Raw genomic sequence first — 23,304 nt, 5'->3', positions numbered from 1 at the left:
CGAGCGAGGACTACCTCCGCCCGGGTCAGTCGTTGAGCCAGTGCCACAGGTCGTGGAACGGCGAACCGTCGTCGAGGGTGGTGATGCCACCACTGGCACCGGGCCAGCCCTGGAACGTCATGATCCGGTGACGCAGGTCCTCAACGGACATCGGCTTGGCGGCCTGGTGGACGTGGTTGAAATCGACGTCCCCAGACTGCGGGTTCATCGCCCGCGCCTGAAGCTCCGCGTACCACGACAGGAGCTCTTCGTCGGACATGTGCGAAAAGTACGGCGGTACTACCTTTTGCCCGGACTTCGACATGTCTGGAAGGAGTCGTGAGCACTCGACTGGATACACGAGTGCTCACGAACATTTGCGCCTACTTCACGGCAGGACCTGGATCTTGCGTCCCTTACCGGCCTTGAACTGGTCCAACGCCCCCGCGTAGTCGTCCAGCGGCACCCTGTCACTGATGAAGATCTCGGGGTCCAGCACTCCGGTCGCGAACAGGTCTGCCGCCCGTTCGAACGAGTGCAGCACCGCCATCGAGCCGGTGATGGTGATCTCCTGGTTGTAGATCTTGTACGGCTCGATGGTGACCCGCGCGGAGTAGTCGGACACGCCGAACTGGAGGAAAGTGCCGCCCTTCGCGACCCGGCCGAGGCCGTCCTGGATCGCCTTCTCGTTGCCGGTGGCGTCGATGACGACGTCCCAGCCCTCCGGCCGGTCCAGCTCGTTCGCCGAGCCCGCCACCGCGCTGACCCCCAGCTTGACCGCCGTCTCCAGCCGTTCCGCGTTGAGATCGACGACCTCGATCGACGACGCCCCGGTCAGCTTCCCGAGCTGCAACATCATCAGCCCCATGGTCCCGGAGCCGTAGATCAGCACGCGGGACGCCATCTGCGACCGCAACACGTCGTACCCGCGCACCGCACACGACAACGGCTCGATCAACGCCGCGTCCTCGGTCCGCACGTGGTCGGGCAGCTTCACGCAGTTCGCCACGGGCGCCACCGCGAACTCCGCGGCACCGCCCGAGGTCGTCACTCCGATCGCCGCCCACCGCTCGCACAGGTTGTTCTTGCCCGCACGGCACATCCGGCACTCGTAGCAGTAGAGCGACGGGTCGACGGCCACGCGGTCGCCGACCCGCACCTCGTTCACCTGCGACCCGATCTCCACGACCGTGCCCGCGAACTCGTGGCCCGGCACGACCGGCAGGGTGGGCGCGAACTCACCCTGCAGGATGTGCAGGTCTGTCCCGCACAACCCGCAGGCGGCCACGTCGACGACGACCTGGCGCGGTCCGCACTTCGGATCGTCCACAGTGGTCACTTCGACGGACCCGACGCCGGTGATGACCGCTGCTTTCACTTGACTGCTCCCAACGACAGGCCCTGGACCAGCTTGTCCTGGGCAGCGAACCCGGCGATCAGCACCGGCAGAGAAACAACGACGGCCGCAGCACAGACCTTGGCCAGGAACAGACCCTGCGACGTGACGAACCCGGTCAGGTACACGGGCGCGGTACCGGCCACGACACCGGTCAGCACCCGCGCGAACAACAGCTCGTTCCAGCTGAAGATGAAGCAGATCAACGCCGTCGCGGCGATGCCCGGCATGGCGATCGGTGCCACCACCCGGCGCAGGATCGTGATCAGCCCGGCCCCGTCGATCGACGCCGCCTCGAGGATCTCGCGCGGCACCTCGGACAGGAACGACCGCATCAGCCACACCGCGATCGGCAGGTTCATCGAGCAGTACAGCAGGGTCAGGAACGAGATGTTGTCGAGCATCCCGGAGAACTGCGCGATCAGGTAGATCGGCAGCAGCGCCGCGACGACCGGCATCATCTTGGTGGACAGGAAGAAGAACAGGACGTCGGTCCACTTCTCGACCGGCTTGATCGACAACGCGTACGCGGCCGGAATCGCCAGCAGCAGCACGATGATCGTCGACCCGATGGACGCCGAGAACGAGTTGAGCAACGGCGGCCACGCACCACCGTCGAAGAACTCCGCGTAACCGTCCAACGTCAACGGCGCCGCGACAGAAGGCGGGTTCGTGGCCGCGTCCGTCTCGCTGTGCAGCGACGTCAGGAACATCCAGGCCACCGGAGCGAAGAACACGATGCCCGCGAACCACGCGAGGACACCCCAAACCCTGCTCATCGTGCCTCCTCCTTGAACAGCGAGGACACCGTGCGCAGCGCGAACGTCGCGATGACGATCGACCCGGCGACCACGATCACGCCGGCCGCGGACGCCTCGCCGTACTCGTGGGCCTGGTAGAAGGTCTGGTAGATCATGTACGGCAGGTTCGCCGTGCCCAGCCCACCGGACGTGATCGTGAAGACCGCGTCGAAGTTCTGCACGATGTAGATCGACCCGAGCAGCCCGCCGAGCTCCAGGTACTGGCGCAGGTGCGGGAACGTCAGGTAGCGGAAGATCTGGAACGGCGACGCGCCGTCGATCGTCGCCGCCTCAACGGGTTCGATGGGCTTCGACTGCAGTCCTGCCAACAGGATCAGCATCATGAACGGCGTCCACTGCCACACCAGCGACAGCACGACCGCGCTCATGGGCATCGAGCTGATCCAGTCCGGCTGCGCCGAGAAGCCCAGCAAGTTCAGGATGCCGTTGAACAGTCCGTACTCCGGGTTGTAGAGCACGTGCTTCCAGATCAGCGCCGCCGCCACCGGAACCACGAGGAACGGCGCGATGAGCATGGTGCGCACGAACCCGCGGCCCCGGAACTTCTTGTCCAGCAACAACGCCAGCCCCAGCCCGAGGACCAGGCTGATCAGCACGACCGACGCCGTGAGCACGATCGTGTTGACCACCGAAGAGCGCAGGTCGGGGTCGGTGAAGACGTTGACGTAGTTGTCGAACCCGGCGAACCCGCGGTTGGTGGGGTCGAGCGAGTTCCACTTCATGAACGAGATGACCAGCGTCGCCACGAACGGCAGCTGCGTCACGACGATCAGGAAGATGAGCGCGGGCAGCAACGGCGCTCGCCGCGCCCACTTCGGATAGCTCTTGCGGGGGACGGGAGGCGGCCGGTCCACAACCGACCGCTCTTCCTGCGTCAAGACCGCCATGTCACTGCCCCTTGTACTTCGCGGCGACCTTCTCCGCGAGTCCCTGGCCGTTGTTCAGCGCGTCGTCCACCGACACCGCGCCCGCGATCGCCGAGCTGATCTGCTGCGACACCTGGGTGCCGAGGTCGGTGAACTCGGGGATGCCGACGAACTGGATGCCCGGCGCCGGCCGCGGCTGCACACCGGGGTCGAGCGGCTTCGCGCCCTTGATCGCGGCCTCTGCCTGCGCGGAGAACGTGCCGGAGGACTGCTTGTACTCGGCGCGCTGGTAGGTCGAGGAGCGCTTGCCGTCCGGGACCTTCGACCAGCCGAGGTTCTTGCCGACCAGTTCCTCGTAGCCCTTGCCGGACGCCCACGAGATGAACTTCCAGGCCGCGTCCTGCTTCTTCGACGCCTTCTGGATGCCGAACGCCCAGGTGTAGAGCCAGCCGGAGCTGTCGGTCTTCACGACCGGCGCCTGGGTGAAGCCGAGCTTGCCCTTGACCGGCGAGTCGTTGGCCTCGAGCAGACCGGCGGCGACGGTGGCGTCGTACCACATCGCGACCTTGCCCTGCGTCATGTTGTTGAGGCACTCGGCGAACCCGGCCTGCGGAGCGCCCGCCTCACCGTGGTTGCGGACGAGGTCGACGTAGAACTTGGTGGCCTCCTTGAACTCCGGCGCGTTCACCTGCGCCTGCCAGTCCTTGGTGAACCACGTGCCGCCGAAGGTGTTCACGACCGTCGTCAGCGGCGCCATGACCTGGCCCCAGCCCGGCTGGCCGCGCAGGCAGATGCCGCGGACCTCGGGCGTGGCGACCTTCGCGGCGGCGTCGGCCACCTGCTGCCAGGTCGGCTTGTCCGGCAGCGTCACACCCTTCGCCTGGAAGATGTCCTTGCGGTACATGAGGAACGACGACTCGCCGTAGAACGGCTGCGCGTACACCTTGCCGTCCGCGGCGGTCAGCGACTGCTTGATCGGCGGCAGGATGTCGGCCTGGTCGAACGCGCTGTCCTTGGCCACGAAGTCGTCCATCGGCGCGAGCCAGCCGTTCTTGGCGTACATCGGCGTCTCGTAGTTGGAGATCGTGGCGACGTCGTACTGCCCGGCCTGGCTGGAGAAGTCCTGGCTGATCTTGTCGCGGACGTCGTTCTCGGGCAGCACGGTGAAGTTCACCTTGATGCCGGTGTCCTTGGTGAAGTTGTCGGCGGTCAGCTTCTGCAGGTCCTGCATCTGCGGGTTGTTGACCATCAGGACGTTCACGGAGTCGGAGCCGCTGCCCCCGCCACCTCCAGCGCCCGCGCAGGCGGAAGCCAGGAGCAACACAGCGCTAGCCAGGCCGGTGGCGGCCCCGAATGAGCGAAGGGGTGTGCGGAACGACAACATCGTCTTTCCTCCGGGGGGAAGGTTTCCGGGCACGCTGAGGACAGGCCCGGCAAAAATTTCGGGGGGCGGGTTTTGGGGCCGGCTGAAAAGTGCTCAGGCCCTGAGCACTTTGGGCCCGAGCAGGGTGTACCGGTGGGCCTCGTGGGCGGAGAGGCCCGAATCGGTGACGATCGCTTCGAGGTCGGTGACCTCGGCAAACCGGTGGAAGCTGGAGACGCCGAACTTCGTGTGCGTGCCGACGAAGATCTTCCGCCGCGACACGCTGAGTGCCTTGGCCTTGACCGCGCCGACGGCAGGATCGGGCGTCGTCAGGCCGTGCTCGCGGGAGATCCCGTTCGCACCGATGTAGGCGAGGTCGATCACCATCTCGCCGAGCATCCTGGTGGTCCAGTGGTCCACAGTGGCCAGTGTGTGGCCGCGAACCCTGCCGCCCAGCAGCAGAACCGTGCAGGACGGGTGTTCGGACATCGCCGCGGCGGTCGGCAGCGACGCCGTGATGATCGTGAGCGGGTTGGAGGTGGGCAACGCCTCCGCGACGAGCTGCGGCGTGTAGCCCTCGTCGATGAACACGGTCTCGGCGTCGTCGATCCGTTCGGCCGCGGCCTTCGCGATGCGCCGCTTCTCCGGCACGTGCGACCCGGCGCGGAACCGCAGCCCGGTTTCGAAGCCGGCGCTCTCGACCGGGATCCCGCCACCGTGCGTGCGGCGCACCAGGCCGTGCTCGTCGAGCACGCGGAGGTCGCGCCTGACCGTTTCGGGCGCCACGGCCAGTTCCTGCGCCATCTCCACCACGTCGACGCGACCGTCGGCGCGGGCCCTGGCCAGGATCCGCCGTTTGCGTTCCTCGGCTCGCATGTCACCTGCCCACTCGGCTCTTTGGCTGCCCGTTCGGGCCGTGCATAGATGAAACACCCTCGAAACTTTGTGGTCGGTACCACAACTGAGTGAAATCCTGCCCGATTTCTGCCCGGTTCGCCGTGTGTGACGCACCGTTCACGCAGGTCGACCAGACTGGGCACGCCCGAACCGCCCTGTCGGTGTGCCCGGATGGCCTCCAGTGGACTGCTGAATTCGGTGGAACCGGACGGAGCGGTACGAAGTCGAACAGGGGGATGAGACGGATGAAGTGGGTCGCTGGCCTGTTCGCCCTGGCGATCTTGGCGTGCGGCTGCCTGCTGGGGATGACCGGTTTCACGAAGTTCGATCCCGCCGCGGGGACGAACACCAGGCCCGTCACGGACCGGGGTGTCGCACGCGTGGCCGACTGCACGAGCAGAGGACCGGTCAGCAGGCACGGTTTCGGCAACTGGTCGATCTGCCAGGCCGACGTCGAGTGGGAGAGCGGGAGGCAGACGCGGGTGACGGCCGAACCGGGCCAACTCACCCCGTCCGACAAGGGCATCGAGGTTCCCGTGGTGCAGCGGGGCGAGGGCAAGGTCCGCAACGGACCTGACAACGCGCCGGTGTACCGCGCCGATTTCGAACCGAGCGTGGTGCTGGGTCTCGGCTCGGCCCTCGGAGGCCTGGGGATCGGTGGCATCGGGGCACTGGCCGTTCTGGGCACGGTCGCTTCCCGTCGCAAGAAGGCACAGGAGAGGGAGTAGATGAACCCGGCAGCAGCTGATCCGGACGCGATGATGCGTCAGTGGAACGAGCAGATCCAGGCCAAGCTCAAGCAGGCCGACGAGATGAAGCAGGTCGCGAACGCGGTCAAGGTGACCCAGCGTTCTTCTGACGGCTCGGTGTCCGTCACGGTCGACCAGAACGGTGTCGTCTCGGCACTGGACCTGACCGACGCGGCGTTGCGCAAGCAGCCCGCGCAGCTGTCAGCCGAGATCCTCGGTGCGATGCGCACCGCTCAGGCGCAGATCGCGGCCAGAATGCAGGAGGTCATGGCGCCGATCATCGGCGGCGACTCCCAGACCATGGACGCGCTGATGGGCGGCTACCGCGAGCGCTTCCCCGAGCCCGAGCCCGACGAGCCCGTTCAGCGGCGGTCTCCCGGTCCTGACGACGACGACTTCGGCGGGCACAACTTCGCCCGTGACGACAAGGGCTGGTGATCTCGATGACCGCTGGAGGGTTCAACGTCCACACACAGGCGATGCGCGACCACGCCAAGCGGCTGGACGGCATCGTCAGGCAGATCGAGACGGCGCAGCAGGCCATCGGGCAGGCGCAGATCAACGGTGCCAACGCCTACGGCATCCTCTGCAGCCCGTTGCTGGAGCCGATCATGGGCACGGTCGAGGCCGCGGGACGGGCGGCCATCGGCGCCTCGCACGCCGTCGTCGACGCCACTGTGGACGGTGTCAACGGCATGGCGGACGTCTACGACGCCGCAGACAAGGCCATCGAGGGCCGCCTCAAGAAGATCATCGAGAAGCTGGGGGAGCTGAGCTCATGACCGCACCGAACCCGTTGGTGGCCAAGGCGCCCGACGCTCCCGGTGATCTCGCCGGCATCAACCTGATCGAACCCGCAGCGGACGCCGTGTCCGCGGTGCAGCGCGGTGACTGGGCAGAGGCGGGCATCAACGTCCTCGGCGCCGGCATCGACGCGCTGGGCTTCCTCACCGACCCGTTCGGCACGCTGCTGTCGTCGGCCTTCTCGTGGTTCATCGAGCACGTCGAGCCGCTGAAGTCGATGCTGGACTCGTTGGCCGGCAACCCCGGCGTGATCAACCAGAACGCCGCCACCTGGGGCAACGTCGCCGACCACCTGAAGAAGGCCGGCGAGGAGATGGCGCGCGTCGTCGACGCCGACACCGCGCAGTGGCAGGGCGCCGCGATCTCCGCCTACACGCCGGTGGCGAAGCTGGAAGCCCAGGGCGTCAAGGCCGCGGGCATCGCCGCGGAGGGCGTCGGCGCCGCACTGACCGGTGCGGGCGTGGCCGTGGCGACGGTGCGCACGATCGTGCGCGACTTGATCTCGATGGCGATGTCGGAGCTGGTGCAGGCGTTGATCAGGTGGGCGGCCGCGGCGTTGCTGACGGTCGGGCTCGCGACGCCGGGCATCATCGCCGACGGCATCCGGCTGATCATGAAGTGGGCCAAGAAGGTCTCGGACTGGCTCGACAAGATCATCAAGACGATCCGGGGCCTGTCCAAGGTCATCGACACGATCTTCAAGACGCTGGACAAGGTCAAGGAAGTGCTGAAGGGCGTCATGCCCAAGGCATCGGGCCCGTTCACCGAGATGTTCGAGAACATCGCGACCGGTGCCGTGAACACGACAGCTACGGGTGTGGTCAAAAACCTCCCCACCGAGGCCGCCAAGGTGGACGACTCGCCGTACGCGACTCGGTGATGGGCGTTGCTCCCCGTCCCCCCCGGGCCGGGAGCAACGCCCAGGTCTCACCTCAGCCAGGCCGCGGCGTCGTGCGGCAGTCGGCCGTTCTCCAGCGGGATGCTTGACAACGTTGGCGTTGCGGGCAGATCGATCGGTGCGCCGGACAGGTTGACCACACAGGTGTGGTTGTCGCGCTTGAACGCCAGCACGTTCTCGCCCAGGTCCAGCCACTTCAGGTCACCGGTGATCGCGCGGCGTTGTGCGAAGACCTGGCGGTACAGCTCGAGCATCGATTCAGGGTCGCCGCTCTGGGCCGCTACCGAGAACTGCTGCCAGTTTTCGGGCTGTGGCAACCAACTGGGACCGTCCTCAGCGGACCAGGGGAGTGGCACGCGGCAGCCGTCGCGGCCTCGGTCGGTGAAGCCGGAGCGGTGCCAGACCGGGTCCTCGCGCAGCTCGTCCGGCAGGTCCTCGACCTCCCAGAGGCCCAGTTCCTCGCCCTGGTAGACGTACACGCCGCCGGGCAACGCGGCGGTGAGCATTATCGCCGCGCGGGCCCTGCGTGTGCCGAGCTCGAAGTCGGTCGGGGCGCCGTGTTGCCGGTCCGCGAAGGAGAACCCCGTCTTCTCGCGGCCGTACCGGGTCACGTGCCGGGTCACGTCGTGGTTGGAGAGCACCCAGGTCGGTGGCGCGCCAACGGGTTCGTGCGCGGCGAGCGTGTCGTCGACGACCTGGCGGAGCTCCTGCGCATTCCAGGGACAGCACAGGAAGTCGAAGTTGAACGCGCTGTGCATCTCGTCCGGCCGCAGGTACTGGGCGAACCTGAGCGGGTCCGGCAGCCACATCTCGCCGACCAGAATCCTGTCGCCGTCGTACTCGTCGACGATCTTGCGCCAGCTGCGGTAGATCTCGTGCACGCCGTCCTGGTCGGAGTACGGCTGGTCGGCGTCGGGTTTCGAGAAGTCCTTGACCAGACCGTCCGCCACGTCGATGCGGAACCCGTCGACGCCGCGGTCGAGCCAGAACCGCAGGATGTCCTCGAACTCGTCCTCGACGGCCGGGTTCTCCCAGTTGAAGTCGGGCTGCTCGGCGGCGTAGAGGTGCAGGTACCAGCGTCCGTCCGGGAGCTTGCTCCAGGCAGGGCCGCCGAAGCGCGACTTCCAGTCGTTGGGGAGGTCCTCGGTGTCCCGGATGTGGAAGCGATCCCACAGTCCTTCCTTGAACCACGGGTGCTGGTCGCTGCAGTGGTTCGGGACGAGGTCGATGATGATCCTGATGCCGAGCCCGTGCGCGTCCGCGATGAGCTTCTCGGCGTCGGCGAGCGACCCGAACACGGGCTCGATGTCGCGGTAGTCCGCCACGTCGTAACCGCCGTCGGCGAGTGGGCTCGGGTACCACGGGTTGAGCCAGATCGCGTCGAAGCCGAGGCTTGCGATGTGCTGGAGCTTGGCGCGGAGGCCGGCCAGGTCGCCGATGCCGTCTCCGTTGCCGTCCGCGAAGCTGCGCAGGTAGACCTGGTAGATGGATGCGTTGCGCCACCAACTCATCTGGTGTCCTTTCAGCCTTTCACGCCGCCCGCGGTGAGCCCCGCGAGGATGTGCCGCTGGAACGCGAGGAACAGCGCGACCATCGGCAGGCTCGCCAGCACGAGGCCCGCGAGCAGGAGGTTGATCGGGGTGTCGGGGGCGAAGCGCTGCAGCGCCACGCTGAGCGTCTGCTTCGCCGGGTCGGGGAACACGAGCAGCGGCCAGATGAAGTCCTTCCAGGCCGCGACGACCGCGAAGATCGAGACGACGGCGAGGATGGGCCGCGAGATCGGCAGCACGATCCTGGTGAGCGTCGTCCAGGTGTTCGCGCCGTCGATCCTGGCCGCTTCCAGCAGTTCTTCCGGGATCTGGTCGAAGAAGCGTTTGAGCAGGTAGACGTTCAGCGCGTTGGCAGCAGCCGGCAGCCAGATGCCCGCCGGGTTGTTGAGCAGGTCGAGATCGGTGAGCGTGAGGTAGACCGGGACCAGCACCGCCGTCGACGGCAGCATCAGCGTGGCCAGCATCAGGCCCATGATCACGTTGCCGAAGATCGGACGCAGCTTGGAGAGCGCGTACGCCGCGGGGACGATCACGGCCATCTGCACGGCCCACGCGCCGATCGCGACGACGAACGTGTTGAGGAAGAACCGGCCGAGGTTCATGTAGTTCCAGGCGTTGACGTACGCGTCCGGCTCCCACGTCTGCGGCAGGATCGTCGGCGGTTGCTGCGCGAGCTCGGCCGGTGGCTTGAACGCGCCGAGCAGCACCCACACCAGCGGTAGCAGGAACGCCGCCGTGAACAGGATCAGCGTTGCCGTGAGCACCACCCAGTAGAGCTTGCTACCCGGTTTGGTGAGGGTTCTCATGCGTCCGCCTTCCTGGTGATCTTGAGGTAGAGGAAGGAGAAGACGCCCAGCACCGCGAAGAGAATCAGGCTCAACGCGCTCGCGGTGCCGAAGTCGTTGTAGTAGAAGGCATACCGGTAGAGCAGGAGCAGCACGGTGACCGTGGACTCCTCCGGGCCGCCGCCGGTCATGACGAACGGTTCGGTGAAGATCTGCATGGTCGCGACGACCTGCAGCAGCAACAGCATCAGGATCACGAACTTGGTCTGCGGGATCGTGACGTGCCAGATCTTCTTGAGCAGTCCGGCGCCGTCCAGGTCCGCGGCCTCGTACAGGTCGCCGGGGATGGTCTGCAGCGCGGCCAGGTAGATCAGCGTGGCACTGCCCATGTTCGCCCACGTGATCACCAGGACGAGGCTGATCATGCTGGTGCTGCTGGAGTCGAGCCATTGACCTGTGGGCAGGCCAAGTCCTCTGAGGACGGAGTTGAACAGGCCTGGTCCCGGGTCGTAGAACCACTTCCACAGCAGGGCCGTGACGACTGGCGGCAGCATCACCGGCAGGTAGACCAGCAGCCGGAAGTAGCCCTTGGCGTGCCGCAGTTCGTTGAGCACCACGGCGGTGACGAACGGGACACCGAAACCGATGAGCAGCGCGAGGACGGTGAAGTACGCCGTGTTGCGCCACGCCACCACGAACAGCGGGTCCGCGAAGAGCCGTTCGAAGTTCTCCCAGCCGACCCAGTCGGGGCTGGTGACGAAGTTGACCTGCTGGAAGCTCAGGACCACCCCGCGCACGATGGGCCACCAGGAGAACACCGCGAAGACGACCAGCGCGGCACTGAGAAAGCCGTACGCGGTGACGTGGCGCCGCACCTACTTCACCTGGGCCAGCACGGCGTTGACCTTGGTCTCCGCGTCCTTGAGCAACGCCGCGTGGTCAGCGTCCTTGTTCGTCAACGTCGCCTGCACGACGCTGTCCAGGATCGCGTAGACCTGCTGCGCCTGCGGCGGTTCCAGCGACCCCTTGGTCTGCTCCGCACCGTCCACATAGGCCTGGAAGTTCTGCACGGGCATGGTGGCGAACTTGCCCTTGAGCTCTTCCTGCTGCTTGCGCGGCGCACCGGTCCAGACGTCGGCGATCGGCGGGATCGGCAGGCCGACGGGCTGGCCGCGGTCCTTGTACTTCTGCAGGTTCTGCTCGAGCCGGTCCGGGTTCAGGTACTTCCACTGGATCCACTTGAGGCCGGCCTTGATCTTCTCCGGCGTGGCCTTGGGGTTGATCATGTATCCCTCGCCGCCGAGCAACGTGCCCTGCTGCCCCGGCATCGCGGCGAGCCCGTAGTCGTCGTACTTGCCCTTGAACTGGTTGACGATCGCGGCGACGTTGTCCGGCGCGGCGATGTACATGCCGAGCTGGCCCGCGCCCATCATGTTCTGCACATCGCCGATCTCCAGGAGCTGCTTGTCGCCCATGGAGTTGTCGTCCCAGCGCATCTCCTTGAGTCGCCGCAGGACTTCCTTGCCCTTGTCGTTGTTGAAGTCGGCCTTGTAGCTCGCGCCGTCCTCCTTCGCGACGTCACCGCCGACGGACTTGATCCACGCCGTGAAGTGCCAGCCGCCCTGGTTGCTCTTGCTGTACTCGGCGAACCCGGTGACGCCGGCGTCCTTGAGCTTCTTGGCCGCCGCTCTGACCTCGTCCCACGTCTTCGGCGGCTGGTCGGGGTTCAGGCCGGCCTTGGTGAAGTTGGTGCGGCTGTAGAGCAGGCCCATCGTGTAGTTGGCGGTGGGCAGCCCGTAGACCTTGCCGTCGACCGTGAAGACGTCCTTGAGCTCCTGCTTGAGGTCGCCGTAGTGCGGGACATCCTTCACGTAGTTGGTCAGGTCAGCGGCTTGTTTGCGGGCGATGAGCGCCGCCGGGTCGGTGAAGTAGACGTAGAAGACGTCCTCCAGCTGCCCGCCCGCGAGCTTGGCGGAGAACGTCTTCGGGTCCATGAACCCCTCGTGCGGCACGAGGTCGATGTCCTGGTTCTGCCGCTCGAACTCCGCCACGTCCTCGTCGAAGACCTTGCGGTCGAACGCCTGGGTCTGCGGTGGCTGGCCGTTGATGTTGATGACGACCTTGCCGCCCGGTTCGTTCGTGGAACCGCTCCCACAACCAGCGACCAGAACACAGCCCAGCAGCACGGCAGCGGACTTCTTCATGGTGGGGCCGCCCTTCTCGCGAGCGCGTCGATGTGACGGCGACCATAAGTCGTCGTTACATCCTGACGCAATATCTAGACGAAAACTCGCAAGAAGCCGACTGCTATCTGACGGGTCCGCTGGACGCCCTCACCACCAACTCGGGCTCGAACAACAACTCGTCCGGCGCCACGGCCTTGCCGGAGATCTGGTTCGCCAGCAGCTCAACCGCAGCCCGCCCCATCGCCTCAATGGGTTGGCGAACGGTCGTCAGCGGCGGATCAGTGCAGGTCATGAACGCCGAATCGTCATACCCGATGATCGACACGTCCTGCGGCACGTCCAACCCGGCCCGCCGCACAGCCCGGATCGCCCCGAGAGCAAGCGGATCGCTGGCACAGATGATCGCCGTGACCCCGCGCTGCACGAGCTTGGTGGCCGCCGCCTGCCCACCTTCGAGACTGAACATGGCGTGCTCGACATCAGCCCCGCCACACCTGTCGATGGCCTGCTGCTTGCGCAGGCTGGGCACGTGATCCGGCGGCCCGAGCACGGCCCCGATCCTCTTGTGCCCCAACGAGACCAGGTGCCCGTACGCCTGCTCCACCGCCACCGCGTCGTCACACGAAACCCGCGGAAACGCCAGGTCGTCGATGGCCGCGTTGACCAGCACCGCCGGCAACTTCCTGCTCATCATCTGCTGGTAGTGCCCGTGGCTGGCGTCCTTCTGCGCATACAGCCCGCCAGCGAACACGATCCCGCTGACGTGCTGCTCCAACAGCAGCTCGAGGTACTCCGCCTCCGTAACGCCACCAGCCGTTCTGGTGCACAACACCGGCGTGAAGCCCCTTTGCGCCAACGCGTTGCCCACGACGTCCGCGAACGCGGGAAAGATCGGGTTCTGCAGCTCGGGCAACACCAGCCCGACCAGCCTCGCGCGCTCACCCCTGAGTTGCGTCGGCCGCTCGTAACCCAGCACGTCAAGCGCCGTGAGCACGGCACTGCGCGTGGCGTCCGAGACGCCCGGCTTGCCGTTCAGCACCCGGCTGACGGTGGCCTCGCTGACCCCGACCTTGGCCGCGACCTCGGCCAGCCTCCGTTGCGTCATGACGCAAGTGTACGCAAGTTCTTGCGCTCGCTTGCAGCGCCGCTCCACCCGCCTGGTCGTCGCCCGGATGGCCGCTGCGCGGATACGCTCCAATGAGCTGGCAAGGGGAGGAGACACCCATGAGCTCCCACCAGGTACCGGCCATGCCTGAGCCGGTGCCGCCATCCGTGCCGCCGGCGCCACAGGCGCCAGGTCAGCCGGTGACCGAGGTCGACTGGTTCCGCAGGATGCCGAACGGCGGCGGAACCGTTTACGCACGTCCCGCGGACTGAGTCCGCGTGCGGCCGCGCCTGCTGATCTACTTCGGCGGCCTGATCGCGGCCATCGTGCTGGTGAACACGCCAGCGCCGAAGATCTTCATGTCTGCGGTGCTCAACCCCGAGGCGGGCGACGCCGTTGGTCGAAGCCTCAGTTCGGTCACCAAAGACCTGGTGCTGGTGCTGTTGATCTCACTGTACTTCGAGTGGGCGCGCACCAGGGGACAGGCTGAGCTGCTCCGGGACATCGACCACAAACTCGATGCCATGCGGGAGGAGTCCCGCTCAGCGTCGGCGTCGTCCACCCGAAAGCTCGTACTCGACGCGACACCGCCGGAAGAACTCGTCACAACGGCATTGGATCGGCACATTCCGCAGTCGCGGGACAAGTCGTCGTTCGTGTCGCTGATGCTGTCGCCGAAACCAGCTCACCACGACGTTTCCGTCATGATGCGGGCCGAGCGCGGAGCCGGAGACACCCTGCTCATCAGCCACCGCTTCGACTTCACCACGTCACGCGGTCCTATTCTGATCGCAGCCACCACATCGCCGAAGCACGCCGCGACGTTGTCTGCAGCCTGCCCTCAGCTGCTCGACGCCACCGCCTTGCCGCGTTCCACACCGTTTCCCGAGGCGGTGAAAGCGTATGGAGACCGGTTGGAGTGCTACGTGGAGCGACAGCAGGGCAGCCTCAAGAAGGTCGACTTCCGCACAGTGCTCCCAGGCGAACTGACGAGGTACATCTCGCCGCCGGTCAAGATCGCGCTGGCTGACATCGCCCTTTTCGTCGCGGATCTCAGCCAGGAGAGCAGCGAACGAGTGCGGCTCAGCGTGCACACCCGGTGGTCGCAGGCGCTGTCCGAGCACTTCATCTACTGGTTCGCTGACCGGCCGATGTTTCTGCGCACCCTCACGGTGGACGTCCGGGCGGTGCTGGAACCGGAACGGGAGGTGCACGTGCAGGAGTTTCTCGGCGGTGTCGGCTCGCTGATGCGCGACGTCGGCGACGGCCATCTCGCCCTGAGCCCTGACCGGTGGGTGGTGCAGGGTCAGGGCGTGATCGCGGTGTGGTGACTCAGCGGCGCTGTTCCCGCCACAGCAACGCCACCCCGTGCCCAGGCAGCATCCACGACCGCACATCCAGGTCACCCAGTTGGTCGGCCCGCAGCCACTGCGCCGCCTCGGTGCCGGACCGGAACGTGAACGGCATGATCCGGAACTCGTGGCCGGGGGAGTGGTCGACGGCGAGCTCCGTCGCGTCGAAGCTTATGGTGTCCACATAGGACGGATAGGGTGACTGCCAGTACGCGAAGCCGTCGTTGGTGCGCTGCAAGGTCCGCGACGAGACGGTGAGGCCGAGAATGGCGCGGACGATGTGGTCGTCGGCGATGCCGCTGAGGTCGCACTCCAGGATGCGCAGGTCGCTCATGTGGTCGAGGGGGCTGAGCTTCGGCAGCGGTGGCATCGCCTCGCGGAAGAAGGTCAGGTAGTTCGCCCACTGGTCGAACTTCACCTCGATCGGCGGGATCTGGCTCGGCTCCGCGGACCGGCGCTGGCCGTCGTGGTCGAGGTAGTCGATGGTGATCTTCGTCGAGTCGCAGATGTCGTCGACCGAGTCGAGGAACAGTGACGCGTCCGGCATGAAGTAGAGCTCGAACAACGGGAACCGGCACGCGGCGCTGATCGTGTCGCGCAGAGTGGCGTTGCTGGTGGCGAAGATGACGAACCGGTCCACGGGGACGCTGTGCCGGAACATGTGGCTCTGCGTCGTGGTCAGGTGGTAGGTCTTCGTGTCCACGCCCTGCAGTTCGAGGCGGACGGTGGTGCGCGTGCTGATCGTCAGGTCGTCGCCCTTGGGGCGCATGCCGCTGCCGCCGAGCACGCCGGACACCACGTCGTCGTTCTGCTGGCCGGTGCCGTAGATCCGCGACAGGAACGTCCGCAGCACCTCGCTCGGCAACAGGTGCTCGACGATGCCGGGGCCGGAGATGCGGCCCATCTCGCTCACCAGTCGCTGGTGCAGGAACAATTCGTAGGAGCCCAGCAGGAAACCTGCCAGCGCGGGCAACGGCCACAGCACCACCAGCACGTCGTGCAGCACGCTTCGGGTCGTGGGTTGCCACAGCAGGACCGCGGTCAGGTCAACGGCCGCCACGACCAGCAGCAGAACCGCGACGGCCAGCGCTTGTTTGTGCCTGCGCGCCGCCACCACCTGGTCGCCGCCCCCTCACTCCACCCGGTTGTTCCATACATGGTGGGAGTACCGAGGGATTGGCGCCAGACCCTTTCGGTGCAGGACGAACACGGAGAACCTAGCGGCCCTTGCCCCAGATCGGGTTGTCTGACACCCCTACGTACGTGCTGAGGGTGGCTCGCGGCTGCGTGTCGTCGGACGCGACGTCGTTGTACAGACCCAGCAGGTGCGTGGTCATGGCGCTCTTCGCACCCACCTCGTCGTGCCTGCGCAGGAACCAGACGATCTGCTCGTGCTCGTTCGCGGAACGGTTGTGCACCTCACGAGACGGGTGCGCGTGCCGCTTGCAGTCCTGCAGGCCCGGCACGAGCGCCTGGTACATCTGCTCCAGCAGCTCGTTGTGGGACGCGCGGATCAGCGTCGAGTGGAACTCCTCGTCCGACTCGATGACCTCCTGCGTGTCCTCGACCGGTGCGCGCTGGTAGCGGCGGTTGAGCTTCGCGAGCTCGTCCAGCTCACCGTCGCCGGCGCGGACCGCCGCGAGCGACGCGGCCGTGGTCTCCAGGGCGATGCGCACTTCCAGCAGGTCCGTCTGGGAGAACTGCCTGGCGGCGAGCCTGCCCTCCAGGTGCTCCTCGACGGCGGCCAGGTCGGTGCGGCGCACGTACCAACCGAGGCCGCGGCGCACCTCGACGATGCCCTGCAGCTGCAGCCGCTGCAGAGCTGTACGCAGCGAGGACCGGGCGACATCCAGCTTGCGGGCCAGTTCCGGCTCGGTGGGGAGGCGGTCGCCCGCCTTGAGACTGCCGCCGATGATCTGCTCCCGGAGCTTCTGCTCGATGAGCTCCGGAAGTGGACGTCGCGAATCAGGCGAGAGCGCCCAGCTCTCGCCGAGATGTGCTTCGTCGGCGGGCATTGGTCCAGCTTAGGCCTGTTGCCTGTCGGTTGCAACTTGTCTGGCAACCTGGCGACCGTTGACAGACAACCGACCACGCGGGACCCTGTAATCAGGCAAGACGCTCAGGACCGCCCACACCTGGGAGCACGTACTTGCCTAGTCGGGAGGGAATCGAGATGTCTGCAGGGAGTGCACTCGGAATCGCCGCCGCCGTAGCAGTCGCCGTCACCGCCATCGGCTGGCGCACAGTGATCACGATGATCGCCGTCTCGGTCGTCGCACTGGCCGTCGTCGGCTTCGTGAACGTCACCAGCATCATGTTCGGATAACGAGGGGAATGCGGCGGCCGGCTCGCGCCTGATCCGAGGTGCGAACCGGCCGCCTGCCGTTTTGGGGGATGCCGTGTTGTGCAGATCACCACGTGGTTTACGCTTTGCCGCCATCAGGGACCCGCTGGTGTGGTGGGGCCCACTGACTCCATGGCGTCGGGGGACGTGATTACGGGGTCTTCGGTGATGGGTTCGTCCACCACGGGCGCGCATGTGCTGCATGCGGCAGTGGCGCCTGCGTCCGAACTGCTCGAAGAGCGGCGCACGCTCTACCGTCTGGCTGCGGAGCTCTTCACTCCGGGAACCGAGTTGTCGGACAACCTCGCGGATCACCCGATCGTCCGCTACGAGATCGGCCGGGTGCTCGCCGGGCACGGCGATCTGGACCCGGCGCGGCTGGCTGAGGTCGCCGCGATGCGCGTGCGCGATGCCGGCGTGCCGGTCGCCGCGGACCGCGATGCCGCCGAGCTGCTCGAAGCGCCCTTGCGCATCGTCGCCCCGCCGGGCGTGCGGCCGCTGCCGTTGACCGAGGCGGACGGCGAGAGGTTCGGCACCGCGATGACGATCGTGGCGGAAGGCGTCCGACTGTTCCGCACCCTCGCGCCGGACATGGCGGAGGACCTCCTCGCCCACGTGTCGATGGTCGCGGTGCTCAAGCGGGAGACCTCCGGTGGTGTGGTTTCCGCGTCATCGAGGTACGTGCCCGGTCTCGTGTTGATCGACGAACCCTCGCTGCCGATCGAGGTGGCGGAGGCGTTGGTCCACGAAGGAGCGCACGAAAAGTTCTTCGACTTCGCCATTGCGAAAGATTTTCTTGACGCGCGGGCCGAGGACGCGGATTATTTCGAGACTTCGTGGTCGCACGCGCGGTGGCCACTGGAACAGACGTTCGCGGCTTGGCACGCCTACAGCTGCCTGGCGCAGTTCTACACCTCAATTGGCACCGAACAACTCGGCCAGGATTCATTGCTGTCGAAAGCAAGAGAGCGGGCTGACGAGATCGGCCAGTGGCTGCTCGCACATGAGAACGACCTGCTTGAAGACGCACGCTGGCTCCTGCACGCCCTGATGGGCGACAAGGATGAACCCACCGGTGAGGCGGCCGCGCGGTCTCAAGTGGACGATGTCACACTGTCCCTCGACATTTCAGAGGACTGCCATTTCCATCTGCTCCCGGACGTGCGTTACAAGCGCGCGGCGACAGGGCGTGTGGTCGTGGGCAGGGCGGCACAACCCCCTGAAGTCTTCTGGCTGGACGAGGACGCGAGCTGGACTCTGGGCCAGTGGCGTAACGATAGAACGCCGAAAACGTTCGGGTGGATACTCGCCCGGGCAGCCGAGGAATGGCTGGTCGACCACGTGACAGCGTCGGCCCGGCTGAGAAAGGCACTCGGTTCGCTTCGGAGTTCGTCGCTCGTCGGGCTGTCCGACCAAGCACATTAAGTCGCCTCCCGAGAAGGAACCATGACCACCCCGAACCAGCCTCAACGCCTGCCGCAGTTCCCGCAGAACGCGGGCGTTCCTGTTTCCCACCCCGTCAGCGGAGTGGGCCCGGTGATCGGCCAGCCGGTCACCCCAGTTTCGTGGTTCAGGCGGATGCCGACCGGGGGCACGGTCTACGTGAAGCCCACCGAGGCGCAGCAGAGCTGACATCCCCGTGGTGAGGGGGTCGCCCGTCGGCCCCTTCGACCTTCGCCAGGCGATGGCGAGTTTGTTCATCGAATTTCGCGGTGTCTTCTGCGTGCCCTGACAGAGCGCGGTTTCCGCTGGTGCGGGCCGAACTGCTCTGAATCCGGGCTGTCGGGCAAGTCTTCGTTGAGCGTCAATCTCAAGAAGGATCCGATGACACAGAACGAGTCACTCTCTTCGCCACAGCAGCCTCTGCCTGTCCACCCTCCGCGTCTTTGTGTGGCAGGTCAGGCGCGTCGGCCCGTCACCCCCGTGCATCCCTGGTTTCGGCCCCAGGCCCTGGCGTGCACCCCACGGTGGCGCCACCGTCCACCTCAGGCCGTCAGCCGCGAGTTCGAGCGACTGAGTCTCCTCGGCTGACGTGTTGACCTTGAAGGGGCCGGTTCGCCGGCCCCTTCGGCGTTCGGTCGTTCGGGATTCAACTTCACAGGCGTATAACAACTAGGCCACAGGGCGTACCGCAGGCCGTAACTACCCCGATAGGGGGACGTCGATGGTCTTAGATCTCGACATCCCGCCGATCCCCAACGGAGTAACCCGATGCGCCTGACGCCCCTGAGAAGATCCGGCCTGCTCGGTGCCGCCACCATGGCGGCCGTGGCCACGCTCACCGTCGTGACCACCGCGTTCGCCACGCCCGACAAGCCGGTTCTGAACTCCGGTGACGAGCGTGCCGTCGCCCATGACAAGAACGTTGCGGAAGGTCATGGCGACGTCTGCACCGTCGGTGGGCTGACCGGCTCGGTGATCGACAAGGCGAAGTTGACCTTCACCGGTGGTGTCGCGAACGTGGACCAGTACCTCAACATCACGGCCGTGGACGCCGGAGTGACGGTCACCGGTGTGGTCGTGAAGGGCGGGGACGCGTTCAACGTCTACCTCGCGGCCAAGCTCGGCCCGCTGCCGTGGAACAAGCTCCGGTCGCCGGACAACAACGGTGGCAACATCCCCGCCATCAGCCACTGGTACGCCTGCGGTGTCAAGAAGGACCAGACGTCCAGCAGCAGCTCGTCCTCGTCTTCGACGTCGTCCTCGACCGTGACGCACTCGTCGACCCCGTCTTCGTCGGCGCCGTCGTCCTCGGAGGTCGCGGCCACCACGACGACCACCAAGGCCGTCGCCGCGTCGGGCAGTGACAACCTCGCGGCGACCGGTTTCGGGTCCGCCTGGATGGCCGGCCTCGGTGTCGCTCTGCTGGCCGCTGGTGCCGCCGTTCTGCTCGTGCTGCGCAGGCGTAGCGCTTCTTAAGTCCGTTCCATCAGCACGCCCCAGAGCGTGCCGAAGAGGACGCGGGTCTCGACGTGGAACTCCACGTCTTCAGGAGCCGCCCCGCCGCCGTAGGTCTCCACGGCGCGCTGGGCGGCTTCTGTGCCTACAGCGCCGGCTAGACACGCCAGGTCCCACGCGATGGGGCCGCGCCAGGTGTCCTCGAAGTCGTTCCAAACAGGCCCGTCAGCGGTCATCAGCACGTTGCCGTAGTGCGAGTCGCCGTGCAGTGGCTGGACGTCGTTGTAGTGCACGTCCCATGACGCCAGTAGCTCAGCACGTCGCGTGTAGAACGGCTCCAGCTCCGGTACGCCGATGCTCTCCAGGTAGGCGAGCGTGTTGTCGACGTCGTCGAGAGGCCCGCGCGTAGGTAGGTCGCCCTCGTACAGCCGTAGCTCGGCGTGGAGGTCGGGCAGCATCTTGAGCACATCCGGGCGGGTCAGCTCCGCAGCAGGATCGTGCGGCACATAAGTGCTGAACGTGAGCACATAGCCGTCAGCCACATGAGGCCCGGCCGGCAGCTCGTCAGAGGGCGTCACCACCGGAACGCCGCGCGAGGCGAGAAACGCCGACACCGACAGGTCACGAGCCAGGTGATTGGCAACGGACGGGCGCACCAGGGCCGTGCGCGCGGCGATTCGGGCTACGACCGGGGCCGGGCGCAGGTGCACGATGATGTTGCTGCCGTCTTTCAGGACGACCGGGTCGACGCAAACGACGCCGTGAGCGGCCGCCAACGAGACGGCTGTGCGTACGGCTGCTGAGGTGCTCACGCGAAGGAGGCTGGCATCAGCCCTGCGGGAGGAGCGACTCCATTTCCGCGATCTCCTTCTCCTGGTGCGTGATCACGTCCTGGGCCAGCGTGCGGGCCGCGGGGTCGGTGCCCGACGAGAGGTGCTTGCGCGCCATCTCCACCGCACCGCGGTGGTGCTGGATCATCAGTGAAAGCCACTGGCGGTCGAACTCGGTGTCCGAGAGGTCGGCGAGGTTGCCCAGCTCGACCATGCCGTGCGAGTCGGAGTGGCCGTGTGCCGAGTGCGACGACGCCTGCACCGGCGCGTTCCAGGTCCTGAGCCAGCCGTTCATGCGGTCGATCTCCGGCTTCTGCGACCCCGAGATGCGCTTCGCCAGGTCGATCACGTGGGAGTTCGAGGTGCGTGAGGCGACGAGGTCGCTCATCTCCAGCGCCTGCTCGTGGTGGGGGACCATGCCCTGCGCGAACGCGACGTCCGCGGAGTTGTGCGTGGCGGGCGAGCCGCAGGCGGCCAGCAACAGGACAACAGCGACAGCGAGCATTCGGAGCACGGCGGCAGGATACGTGTGACGTGCGCTACGCCGCTGGCCACCGGCCATGGCCCACCCGAATGGAGCTGATCGGCTCCGTCTAATATCCGGTGAGTTTCCCGAACGACTGGTCCCACCAAGGCCTGGAGGCACCGTGACGGCCGTAGCCCCGCAGCCGATCGCAACGCGTCCTTATCCGACGCGCACTGCGGTCAAGGGGTCCTTCCTGCTGCGGATGTTCCGCACCACGGACCACAAGCAGATCGGCATTTTGTACCTGGTCACCTCGTTCGCCTTCTTCATGGTCGGCGGCGCGATGGCCATGCTGATGCGGACCGAGCTGGCCCGTCCCGGCATGCAGTTCCTCAGCCAGGAGCAGTTCAACCAGCTCTTCACGATGCACGGCACCGTGATGCTGCTGCTGTACGCGACGCCCATCGTGTTCGGCTTCGCGAACTTCGTGCTCCCGCTGCAGATCGGCTCGCCCGACGTGGCGTTCCCCCGGTTGAACGCGTTCTCGTACTGGCTGTACCTCTTCGGCGGCCTGATCGTGATGTCCGGCTTCATCACCCCCGGTGGTGCGGCTGACTTCGGCTGGTTCGCCTACACGCCGCTGAGCAACGCCATCCACTCGCCCGGCGTCGGCGCCGACCTGTGGATCTCCGGCCTCGTCATCGGTGGTCTCGGCACGATCCTCGGCGCGGTGAACATGATCACCACCGTGGTCTGCCTGCGCGCGCCAGGCATGACGATGTTCCGGATGCCGATCTTCACCTGGAACATCCTGGTGACGTCGGTGCTGGTGCTGCTCGCGTTCCCGATCCTCACCGCGGCGCTGCTCGGTCTGCTGGCCGACCGCCACCTCGGTGCCCACGTGTTCGACCCCGCCAACGGCGGCGTGATCCTGTGGCAGCACCTCTTCTGGTTCTTCGGGCACCCCGAGGTCTACATCGTCGCGCTGCCGTTCTTCGGCATCGTGTCGGAGATCTTCCCGGTGTTCAGCCGCAAGCCGATCTTCGGTTACAACGGCCTGGTCTACGCGACGCTCGGCATCGCGGCCCTGTCCGTCGCCGTGTGGGCGCACCACATGTACGCGACCGGCGCCGTGCTGCTGCCGTTCTTCGCCTTCATGACGTTCCTCATCGCGGTCCCGACCGGTGTGAAGTTCTTCAACTGGATCGGCACGATGTGGAAGGGCCAGCTGACGTTCGAGACGCCGATGCTGTTCTCGATCGGCTTCATCGTCACGTTCCTCTTCGGTGGCCTCTCCGGCATCCTGCTGGCCGCGCCCGCGATCGACTTCCACGTGTCGGACACGTACTTCGTCGTCGCGCACTTCCACTACGTGCTCTACGGCACGATCGTGTTCGCGACCTTCGCCGGCATCTACTTCTGGTTCCCGAAGATCACCGGCCGGTTCCTCGACGAGCCGCTCGGCAAGCTGCACTTCTGGACGACCTTCATCGGCTTCCACGCGACGTTCCTCGTCCAGCACTGGCTGGGCAACGAGGGCATGCCGCGCCGATACGCCGACTACCTCGCGTCCGACGGCTTCACGACGCTCAACATGATCTCCACGATCGGTGCCTACATTCTGGGCGCGTCGACGCTGCCGTTCATCTGGAACATCTTCCGGAGCTACCGCTTCGGTGAGGTCGTGACGGTGGACGACCCGTGGGGCTACGGCAACTCGCTCGAGTGGGCCACCTCGTCCCCGCCGCCGCGGCACAACTTCACCGAGCTGCCCCGGATCCGGTCCGAGCGCCCGGCGTTCGAGCTGCACTACCCGCACATGGTGGAGCGCATCCGCAACGAGGGTCACGTGACCTTCACCGGCAAGACGATCCCGCACAAGGACGCGCCGCCCGCGCTGTCCGAGATGGCGGGTGCCGCGATCCAGTCCGGCACGGCCTCCGAGAAGTCGGAGTCCGACCACAAGTAACCTGCACTTCACAGGTTCAACGACGAGCCCCGGCCGCTGCCACGCT

Annotated in this window: 26 protein-coding genes; 11 read left to right on the top strand and 15 right to left on the bottom strand. The window is 66.4% G+C overall.

Annotation, left to right across the window (positions count from 1 at the left end):
* Positions 1-25: 25 nt before the first annotated feature.
* The 6 genes from DI276_RS19535 to DI276_RS19510 form a co-directional block, all read right to left on the bottom strand.
* Positions 26-259, bottom strand: coding sequence for a hypothetical protein (locus tag DI276_RS19535; protein WP_112265384.1), 234 nt, complete (start codon positions 257-259; stop codon positions 26-28).
* A 108-nt stretch (positions 260-367) separates the two neighbouring features.
* Positions 368-1,357, bottom strand: a complete 990-nt coding sequence (locus DI276_RS19530) for a zinc-dependent alcohol dehydrogenase family protein (RefSeq protein ID WP_112265381.1) — start codon at positions 1,355-1,357, stop codon at positions 368-370.
* A complete protein-coding gene (locus DI276_RS19525; protein ID WP_112265379.1) occupies positions 1,354-2,154 on the bottom strand; it encodes a carbohydrate ABC transporter permease in 801 nt (266 codons plus the stop codon). The genes DI276_RS19530 and DI276_RS19525 overlap by 4 nt, the downstream gene beginning before the upstream one ends.
* Complete coding sequence (locus DI276_RS19520) at positions 2,151-3,083, bottom strand: carbohydrate ABC transporter permease (protein ID WP_112265377.1); 933 nt, start codon at positions 3,081-3,083, stop codon at positions 2,151-2,153. Before DI276_RS19520 ends, DI276_RS19525 begins: the two co-directional genes overlap by 4 nt.
* A gap of 1 nt (position 3,084) precedes the next feature.
* On the bottom strand, positions 3,085-4,386 hold the full coding sequence (locus DI276_RS19515) for an ABC transporter substrate-binding protein (protein WP_408610562.1): 1,302 nt from the start codon (positions 4,384-4,386) through the stop codon (positions 3,085-3,087).
* A 153-nt stretch (positions 4,387-4,539) separates the two neighbouring features.
* Positions 4,540-5,301, bottom strand: a complete 762-nt coding sequence (locus DI276_RS19510; protein WP_112265373.1) for a DeoR/GlpR family DNA-binding transcription regulator — start codon at positions 5,299-5,301, stop codon at positions 4,540-4,542.
* Between the two features lie 266 nt (positions 5,302-5,567).
* Here DI276_RS19510 and DI276_RS19505 point away from each other — a divergent pair, with 266 nt between their 5' ends.
* The 4 genes from DI276_RS19505 to DI276_RS19490 are packed head-to-tail and all read left to right on the top strand — an operon-like array spanning position 5,568 to position 7,755.
* Positions 5,568-6,050, top strand: a complete 483-nt coding sequence (locus DI276_RS19505; RefSeq protein WP_112265371.1) for a DUF6346 domain-containing protein — start codon at positions 5,568-5,570, stop codon at positions 6,048-6,050.
* Complete coding sequence (locus DI276_RS19500) at positions 6,051-6,509, top strand: YbaB/EbfC family nucleoid-associated protein (protein ID WP_112265369.1); 459 nt, start codon at positions 6,051-6,053, stop codon at positions 6,507-6,509. It abuts the gene before it with no gap.
* Positions 6,510-6,514: 5 nt separating this feature from the next.
* Positions 6,515-6,853 (top strand): type VII secretion target, encoded by a 339-nt coding sequence (locus tag DI276_RS19495; RefSeq protein ID WP_112265754.1) that lies wholly within the window; start codon positions 6,515-6,517, stop codon positions 6,851-6,853.
* Positions 6,850-7,755, top strand: a complete 906-nt coding sequence (locus tag DI276_RS19490) for a WXG100 family type VII secretion target (RefSeq protein ID WP_112265367.1) — start codon at positions 6,850-6,852, stop codon at positions 7,753-7,755. Before DI276_RS19495 ends, DI276_RS19490 begins: the two co-directional genes overlap by 4 nt.
* A gap of 47 nt (positions 7,756-7,802) precedes the next feature.
* On the opposite strand, the gene DI276_RS19485 is transcribed toward DI276_RS19490, so the two are convergent.
* The 5 genes from DI276_RS19485 to DI276_RS19465 all read right to left on the bottom strand — a co-directional run bounded on the left by DI276_RS19485 (position 7,803) and on the right by DI276_RS19465 (position 13,399).
* A complete protein-coding gene (locus tag DI276_RS19485; RefSeq protein ID WP_112265365.1) occupies positions 7,803-9,284 on the bottom strand; it encodes a glycoside hydrolase family 13 protein in 1,482 nt (493 codons plus the stop codon).
* 11 nt (positions 9,285-9,295) lie between these two features.
* Positions 9,296-10,129, bottom strand: a complete 834-nt coding sequence (locus DI276_RS19480) for a carbohydrate ABC transporter permease (RefSeq protein WP_112265363.1) — start codon at positions 10,127-10,129, stop codon at positions 9,296-9,298.
* Positions 10,126-10,983 (bottom strand): carbohydrate ABC transporter permease, encoded by an 858-nt coding sequence (locus tag DI276_RS19475; RefSeq protein WP_112265361.1) that lies wholly within the window; start codon positions 10,981-10,983, stop codon positions 10,126-10,128. The genes DI276_RS19480 and DI276_RS19475 overlap by 4 nt, the downstream gene beginning before the upstream one ends.
* Entirely contained in the window at positions 10,984-12,312 is a 1,329-nt protein-coding gene (locus DI276_RS19470; RefSeq protein ID WP_112265359.1) for an ABC transporter substrate-binding protein, read from the bottom strand. It lies immediately after the preceding gene.
* Positions 12,313-12,415: 103 nt separating this feature from the next.
* Positions 12,416-13,399: a LacI family DNA-binding transcriptional regulator gene (locus DI276_RS19465; RefSeq protein WP_112265357.1), complete on the bottom strand. Its 984-nt coding sequence runs from the start codon at positions 13,397-13,399 to the stop codon at positions 12,416-12,418.
* 119 nt (positions 13,400-13,518) lie between these two features.
* Between DI276_RS19465 and DI276_RS50065 the strand changes: the two genes are divergently transcribed.
* Both DI276_RS50065 and DI276_RS19460 read left to right on the top strand, forming a co-directional pair.
* On the top strand, positions 13,519-13,671 hold the full coding sequence (locus DI276_RS50065) for a hypothetical protein (protein WP_157984807.1): 153 nt from the start codon (positions 13,519-13,521) through the stop codon (positions 13,669-13,671).
* A gap of 6 nt (positions 13,672-13,677) precedes the next feature.
* On the top strand, positions 13,678-14,730 hold the full coding sequence (locus DI276_RS19460) for a hypothetical protein (protein WP_112265355.1): 1,053 nt from the start codon (positions 13,678-13,680) through the stop codon (positions 14,728-14,730).
* A 1-nt stretch (position 14,731) separates the two neighbouring features.
* Here the strand turns inward: DI276_RS19460 and DI276_RS19455 are convergent, their stop codons facing one another.
* Together DI276_RS19455 and DI276_RS19450 are read right to left on the bottom strand one after the other, a co-directional pair.
* Complete coding sequence (locus DI276_RS19455; RefSeq protein WP_232836763.1) at positions 14,732-15,865, bottom strand: hypothetical protein; 1,134 nt, start codon at positions 15,863-15,865, stop codon at positions 14,732-14,734.
* A 103-nt stretch (positions 15,866-15,968) separates the two neighbouring features.
* The gene (locus tag DI276_RS19450; protein ID WP_112265353.1) at positions 15,969-16,766 is read right to left on the bottom strand and encodes a FadR/GntR family transcriptional regulator; all 798 of its coding nucleotides are present in this window, start codon (positions 16,764-16,766) and stop codon (positions 15,969-15,971) included.
* A gap of 158 nt (positions 16,767-16,924) precedes the next feature.
* Here DI276_RS19450 and DI276_RS51010 point away from each other — a divergent pair, with 158 nt between their 5' ends.
* From DI276_RS51010 to DI276_RS19435, 4 genes are all read left to right on the top strand, one after another.
* Entirely contained in the window at positions 16,925-17,077 is a 153-nt protein-coding gene (locus DI276_RS51010) for a hypothetical protein (protein WP_198680755.1), read from the top strand.
* 186 nt (positions 17,078-17,263) lie between these two features.
* Entirely contained in the window at positions 17,264-18,520 is a 1,257-nt protein-coding gene (locus tag DI276_RS19445) for an aKG-HExxH-type peptide beta-hydroxylase (RefSeq protein WP_112265351.1), read from the top strand.
* 21 nt (positions 18,521-18,541) lie between these two features.
* Positions 18,542-18,727, top strand: coding sequence for a hypothetical protein (locus DI276_RS19440; protein WP_112265349.1), 186 nt, complete (start codon positions 18,542-18,544; stop codon positions 18,725-18,727).
* A 579-nt stretch (positions 18,728-19,306) separates the two neighbouring features.
* The gene (locus tag DI276_RS19435; protein ID WP_112265347.1) at positions 19,307-20,014 is read left to right on the top strand and encodes an LPXTG cell wall anchor domain-containing protein; all 708 of its coding nucleotides are present in this window, start codon (positions 19,307-19,309) and stop codon (positions 20,012-20,014) included.
* Here DI276_RS19435 and DI276_RS19430 read toward each other — a convergent pair.
* Entirely contained in the window at positions 20,011-20,805 is a 795-nt protein-coding gene (locus DI276_RS19430) for a phosphotransferase (protein ID WP_112265345.1), read from the bottom strand. The two genes, DI276_RS19435 and DI276_RS19430, sit on opposite strands and share 4 nt — an antisense overlap.
* A gap of 16 nt (positions 20,806-20,821) precedes the next feature.
* Positions 20,822-21,328, bottom strand: coding sequence for a DUF305 domain-containing protein (locus DI276_RS19425; protein ID WP_198680777.1), 507 nt, complete (start codon positions 21,326-21,328; stop codon positions 20,822-20,824).
* A 142-nt stretch (positions 21,329-21,470) separates the two neighbouring features.
* Between DI276_RS19425 and ctaD the strand changes: the two genes are divergently transcribed.
* Complete coding sequence (gene ctaD, locus DI276_RS19420; RefSeq protein ID WP_112265340.1) at positions 21,471-23,258, top strand: aa3-type cytochrome oxidase subunit I; 1,788 nt, start codon at positions 21,471-21,473, stop codon at positions 23,256-23,258.
* Positions 23,259-23,304 lie beyond the last annotated feature (46 nt).

It is taken from the genome of Lentzea terrae (assembly GCF_003265345.1).
GTDB lineage: Bacteria > Actinomycetota > Actinomycetes > Mycobacteriales > Pseudonocardiaceae > Lentzea > Lentzea terrae.
This window is presented reverse-complemented; position numbering and strand designations above follow the sequence as displayed.